This is a genomic window from Pseudomonas sp. GW822-FHT06B12 (genome assembly GCF_058799675.1).
In genome coordinates this window covers 239703-246052 of record NZ_JBXALR010000010.1, presented here as the reverse complement: position 1 = coordinate 246052, position 6350 = coordinate 239703, and the positions used below count along the sequence as shown (strand labels likewise).

6 protein-coding genes are annotated in these 6350 nt (G+C 60.7%); all 6 read right to left on the bottom strand.

Annotation, left to right across the window (positions count from 1 at the left end; translation table 11 throughout):
* On the bottom strand, window positions 1-1260 hold a 1260-nt coding region (locus tag AC1RKH_RS21980; protein WP_493063176.1), incomplete at its 3' end, for a glycine dehydrogenase.
* Window positions 1261-1269: 9 nt separating this feature from the next.
* Entirely contained in the window at window positions 1270-1653 is a 384-nt protein-coding gene (gene gcvH, locus AC1RKH_RS21975) for a glycine cleavage system protein GcvH (protein WP_493063175.1), read from the bottom strand.
* Window positions 1654-2084: 431 nt separating this feature from the next.
* A complete protein-coding gene (gene gcsR / locus AC1RKH_RS21970; RefSeq protein WP_493063174.1) occupies window positions 2085-3593 on the bottom strand; it encodes a transcriptional regulator GcsR in 1509 nt (502 codons plus the stop codon).
* Between the two features lie 202 nt (window positions 3594-3795).
* A complete protein-coding gene (locus AC1RKH_RS21965) occupies window positions 3796-4155 on the bottom strand; it encodes a DUF5064 family protein (protein ID WP_123426674.1) in 360 nt (119 codons plus the stop codon).
* A gap of 59 nt (window positions 4156-4214) precedes the next feature.
* Window positions 4215-5144: a carbamate kinase gene (arcC, locus tag AC1RKH_RS21960; RefSeq protein WP_493063173.1), complete on the bottom strand. Its 930-nt coding sequence runs from the start codon at window positions 5142-5144 to the stop codon at window positions 4215-4217.
* A gap of 158 nt (window positions 5145-5302) precedes the next feature.
* Window positions 5303-6313, bottom strand: coding sequence for an ornithine carbamoyltransferase (locus tag AC1RKH_RS21955; protein WP_493063172.1), 1011 nt, complete (start codon window positions 6311-6313; stop codon window positions 5303-5305).
* Window positions 6314-6350 lie beyond the last annotated feature (37 nt).

The window sequence follows — 6350 nt, the reverse complement described above, 5'->3', positions numbered from 1 at the left end:
CAGACCCAGACGCTCGCCATCGACGACACGCAGGTTGATGCGCTGAGCACGAGCCTTGTCGTGCAGAGCGGCGGTGTTGGCGCCGGTGGCCAGGGTCAGGGTGTCGAAGAAGTGTTCTTGCTCGACTTTCAAGCCCAGTGCGCTCAAGCCTTTGGCGAGGATCGCGGTCAGGTGATGGATGCGGTTGGCGATCTGCTTCAGGCCTTTAGGGCCGTGATACACGGCGTACATGCTGGCGATGTTGGCCAGCAGCACTTGGGCGGTGCAGATGTTGCTGGTGGCTTTCTCGCGGCGGATATGTTGCTCGCGGGTCTGCATGGCCAGGCGCAGCGCCGGCTTGCCGAAACGGTCCACCGAGACACCGACCAGACGGCCCGGCATGTCGCGCTTGAACGCATCCTTGGTGGAAAAGTAGGCCGCGTGCGGGCCACCGAAGCCCAGCGGCACGCCGAAGCGTTGCGCGCTGCCGATGGCGACGTCGGCACCGAACTCGCCCGGCGGGGTCAGCACGGTCAGGGCCAGCAGGTCAGCGGCGACCGCGACCAGCGCGTTGGCGGCGTGGAACCGTTCGGTCAGTTCGCGGTAGTCGAACAGGTCGCCGTTGCTGGCCGGGTATTGCAGCAGAGCGCCGAAGAACGCGCTGACATCGCTCAGTTCGCGTTCGTCACCGACCACCACGTCAATGCCCAACGGCTCGGCACGGGTGCGCAGCACGTCGAGGGTTTGCGGGTGGCTGTGGATCGAGGCGAAGAAGGCGTGGCTGCCCTTGTTCTTGCTCAGGCGTTTGCAGAAGGTCATCGCTTCGGCAGCGGCGGTGGCTTCGTCGAGCAAGGATGCGTTGGCGATCGGCAGGCCGGTCAGGTCGCTGATCAGGGTCTGGAAGTTCAGTAGCGCTTCCAGGCGACCCTGGGAGATTTCTGGCTGGTACGGGGTGTACGCGGTGTACCAGGCCGGGTTTTCCAGCAGGTTGCGCAGGATCGGCGACGGTGTGTGGGTGCCGTAGTAGCCCTGGCCGATGTAGGTCTTGAACAGCTGGTTCTTCGCGGCAATGGCTTTGATCGAGGCCAGGGCCTCGGCTTCGCTGAGGCCGTCGCCCAGGTCGAGGACGCTGGTGCCTTTGATGCTGTCGGGGATGACGCTGGCGCTCAGGGCTTCCAGCGAGTCAAAACCGAGGCTGTTGAGCATGGCTTGCTCATCGCCTGCGCGCGGGCCGATGTGGCGCGCGATGAATTCGTTGGCGGTGCTTAGATTGATAGTCATGGCGGCTCCTCAGGCTTCGGCGTTGGCTTTGATCAGACGGTCGTAAGCGTCTTGATCCAGCAGTTTGGCGACAGCCGAGGCGTCGGTAGGTTTGAAGCGGAAGAACCAGCCTTCACCCAGCGGATCTTCGTTGACCAGTTCAGGGCTGCTGTCCAGCGCCGGGTTGACTTCCAGTACGTCACCGTCCAGTGGCATGTACACGCCGCTGGCGGCTTTTACCGATTCCACGGTGGCAGCTTCAGCGCCTTTGTCGTAGGACTGCAGCTCAGGCAGTTGTACGAAAACCACGTCGCCCAAGGCGTTCTGTGCGAAAGCGGTGATGCCGACAGTGACAGTGCCGTCAGCTTCGGTGCGCAGCCATTCGTGATCTTCAGTAAAACGCAACTCGCTCATGGAAACTCCTCAGGGGCCAGACTCGTCTGGTGGACGCGATTGAATGCTCGTGCAGGGCAGAGCTGAATGGTTAGATGCAAAGCAAGAACGCGGCCAAAGTTTTTTATTTGTTACAAATCAATAGGTTAAGGTTTATTTTAAACGAAACGAAAAACCTGGCTGTAGCGAAATCACTACAGCTTGAGGCGTGGAAAAAAGCCTATGGGGATCAAAGCCTTGCGTAGCGTAGTTTAATCGAGGGTGTAGCGAAATCGTTCCGCTGTAGCGCATTCAGTACAGATGGAGGTCGTTTTTGACGCGACTGCGGAGTTTGATGGTGTAGCAGCGGGCCTCATCGCGAGCAAGCTCGCTCCCACAGGGATCTCCTGTGATCAAATGATTTGTGACCGGCACAAACCAGTGTGGGAGCGAGCTTGCTCGCGATGGCGATTTCAGGGCTTGCCCGGAATCCCGTACTTGCGCAATCGATGGGCAATGGCGGTGTGGGAGGTTTGCAGGCGGCTGGCCAGTTGGCGGGTCGAGGGGTAGTTGACGTAGAGTTTTTCCAGCAGGGTTTTCTCGAACGCTTCCACGGCCTGTTCAAGGCTGTCGACTTCGGTGTCGCTTTGGCGCGCCACGGATGTGCCGGCGATGTCCAGGTCGCCGATGTCCACCAGGCTGCTTTCGCAAATGGCCGCGGCGCGGAAGATCACGTTCTGCAGTTGCCGCACGTTGCCCGGCCAGCGGTTGCCGAGCAGGGCTGGATAGGTTCCAGGAGCGAGGCGACAAACCGGGCGCTGGATCTGCGCGCAGGCCTGCTGCATGAAGTAGCGCGCCAGCAGCAGAATGTCCTGACCGCGCTCGCGCAGCGGTGGGACTTCGACGTTGAGCACGTTGAGGCGGTAGAACAGATCCTCGCGGAATGCGCCTTCGCTGACCATTTTTTCCAGGTCACGGTGGGTCGCGCTGAGGATCCGCACGTTGACCTTGACCTCACGATCGCCACCCACGCGGCGGAAGCTGCCATCGTTGAGGAACCGCAGCAATTTGGCCTGCAAGTACGGCGACATTTCGCCGATCTCGTCGAGAAATACCGTGCCCTGGTTGGCCAGTTCCATCAGGCCTGGCTTGCCGCCACGCTGGGCGCCGGTGAAGGCGCCGGGGGCGTAACCGAACAGCTCGCTTTCGGCGAGGTTCTCCGGCAACGCCGCGCAGTTCAACGCCAGAAAAGGCGCGCTGTGCCGGGCGCTGATCGCATGGCAGGCACGGGCCACCAGTTCCTTACCGGTGCCGGTTTCACCCTGGATCAGCAGCGGCGCATCGAGCGCCGCCACGCGTTGCGCACGCGCCTTGAGGGTGCGAATCGCCGGGGACTCACCGAGCAATGCATCGAAACCTTCGGCGTGATCGTGGTGCAACGCCGACAGTTGTTCACCGATGCGATTGGGTTGATACAAGGTCAGCAGGGCGCCGGCATCGGTGATGGGCGTGGCGTCCAGCAGCAAGGTCTGGCCGTTGACGGTGATCTCGCGTAACGGCAGACGGAAGCCGTGTTCCAGCAGCGTTTCCAGCAGCGTGGGATCAGTGAACAGCTCGGCGACGCTTTCCCCGGCCGGTTCACGGCCGTACAGGGCGATCAGTGCCGGGTTGGCCAGCAACACGTTGCCGGCGCTATCGAGCGCCAGCACCGGGTCGGTCATCGCCGCCAGCAGCGCGTCGAGTTGCAGGTGCCGACGCTGACCGGGAAGGATGTCGACCACCGTCACCGCCTGCACGCCACGCACACTGAACAGCGCATCGCGCAGTTCTTCAAGCACTTGCGGGCTGAGGGTCGGCGCATCGATGTAAACGTTCGGCGGAACCATTTCCACCGCATCCAGATTGAGATTGCGCCCACCGAGCAAGGCCAGGACTTCCTGGGTGATGCCGACGCGGTCGATGAAGCTGACGTGGATACGCATGGGGCGGTTCAGTGTTCTGGAGTACGGAGGGTGGCAAGTATGCCTTGGGGCGGGCTAATGGTGAAATCCTGCGCAGGACTTCACGTCAACACTGAACCAATGTGGGAGCGAGCTTGCTCGCGATAGCGGTCTTTCAGTCGACATCCATGGTGAATGTCAATCCGTCATCGCGAGCAAGCTCGCTCCCACAGGGTGAGTGGGGTTATTCCAGATGTTCAGGCTTCACCGGGTCCCCGGATTTAACGTGCAGTTGCGCGCGTACGTCTTCGAACATCTCGTCGTAATACTTGTGCAGCGAGCCGATGCTGGCGGTTTTAGGCATGCCGTATTTCTGTGCGATGCGCGTGGCGTGTCGGGCAAAGTCGAAGGCCTGGTCCTTGGGCAGGAAGAATTCTTCATTCAGGTCCTTGCCTTCGACCGAGCCATGCAGCTTGAAGAGCATGCCTGTGCCTTCCTTGGGATCTGTTGCGACCTCATAGTCAATGCACAGGTTGTAGCTGAAGTCGTCCTTGTTCAGCGCGTGGCGCTCTATGTGCAAGTGACCGGGCTCGAATGTGGCCATGGGCGTCTCCTTCAAAGGCATTGAAGCGGGGCAGGAATGAGGTCTGCCCCGGCTGTTTTTTATCGGTAGGCGATACCAGGTTTAGCCGTGCTGATACGGGTGCCGGCCTTGCCCTGGACGATGGATTCGATGTCCGAGAGTGAACCGATCACCGCGACTTTGCCAGTGTTGCGGGCGAACTCGCAGGCCGCCTGGACTTTCGGGCCCATGGAGCCGGCGGCGAAGCCGAGTTTTTCGATGTCGTCCGGGTGGGCCTGGGCGATGGCTTTCTGGGTTGGCTTGCCGAAATCGATAAACGCGGCGTTGACGTCGGTGGCGATCACCAGCAAGTCACTTTCAAGCTGTTCGGCCAGCAGCGCCGAGCACAGGTCCTTGTCGATCACCGCTTCCACGCCCTTGAGCTTGCGGTTCTCGTCGTACATCGTCGGAATGCCGCCACCGCCCGCGCAGATCACGATGCTGCCTTTGTCCAGCAGCCACTTGATCGGGCGGATTTCGAAGATGCGCTTGGGTTTCGGACTGGCCACCACGCGGCGGAACTTGTCACCGTCCGGGGCAATCGCCCAGCCTTTTTCAGCGGCCAGGGCTTCGGCTTCGGCCTTGGAGTAGACCGGGCCGATGGGTTTGCTCGGGTTCTGGAACGCCGGGTCCCTGGCGTCGACTTCAACCTGGGTCAGCAGGGTTGCGAACGGCACTTCGAAGTCCAGCAGGTTGCCCAGTTCCTGTTCGATGATATAGCCAATCATGCCTTCGGTTTCGGCACCGAGCACGTCCAGCGGGTAAGGGGAAACCTGGGTGTAGGCCGCCGCTTGCAGCGACAGCAGACCGACTTGCGGGCCATTGCCGTGAGCGATCACCAGTTGATTGCCGGGGTGGATTTTGGCGATCTGTTCGGTGGCGATCCGGATGTTGGCGCGTTGATTGTCCGCGGTCATGGGTTCACCACGGCGGAGCAGGGCGTTACCGCCCAGTGCAACGACGATACGCATAATGCAGTCCTTCTATAGGTCAGTGATGATCGTTCCCACGGTCCCCGTGGGAATGCATCTCGTGACGCTCTGCGTCACAGTGGACGCAGAGCGTCCATGGCGGCATTCCCACGCAGAGCGTGGGAACGATCTGCACAAAGAGCGAACCGTGTTGGTCGTTAGATATCAGCCAGCGCCGAGACCAGGATCGCCTTGATGGTATGCATGCGGTTTTCCGCTTGCTCGAAGGCGATGTTGGCGGGCGACTCGAAGACTTCCTCGGTCACTTCAACGCCGTTGGCCAGGTTCGGATAACGCGCCGCGATGTCCTTGCCGACCTTGGTTTCACTGTTGTGGAACGCCGGCAGGCAGTGCATGAATTTCACCCGGGGGTTGCCCGAGGCTTTCATCATTTTGGCGTTGACCTGGTACGGCATTAGTTGCTCGATACGCTCGTCCCAGGCTTCGACCGGTTCACCCATCGACACCCAGATGTCGGTGTGGATGAAGTCCACGCCCTTGACCGCTTCTTTTGGGTCTTCGGTGATGGTGATACGGGCACCGCTATCGATGGCGAAGGCTTGGCACTGATCGATGAAGTCCTGATGTGGCCACAGCGCTTTCGGTGCGCCGATGCGCACGTCCATGCCGAGTTTGGCGCCGATCATCAGCAGCGAGTTGCCCATGTTGTAGCGGGCGTCACCGAGGTAGGCGTAGCTGATGTCATGCAGCGGCTTGTCGCTGTGTTCGCGCATGGTCAGGGTGTCGGCGATCATTTGGGTCGGGTGGAACTCGGCGGTCAGGCCGTTGAACACCGGCACGCCAGCGAACTTGGCCAGCTCTTCGACGATTTCCTGTTCGAAGCCACGGTACTCGATCGCATCGAACATCCGACCGAGAACGCGGGCGGTGTCTTTCATGCTTTCCTTGTGGCCGATTTGCGATGACACCGGGTCGATGTAGGTGACGTGAGCACCCTGGTCATGGGCCGCGACTTCGAAGGCGCAACGGGTGCGGGTCGAGGTTTTTTCGAAGATCAACGCGATGTTCTTGCCTTTGAGGTGCGGCTGTTCGGTGCCGGTGTACTTGGCGCGTTTCAGGTCGCGGGACAGGTCCAGCAGGTAGTGCAACTCGCGATTGGTGTGGTGCATCAACGAGAGCAGGCTACGGTTGCGCATGTTAAAAGCCATGATGTGGATCTCCTTTGGTTTCGGTTATCCCCTTGGT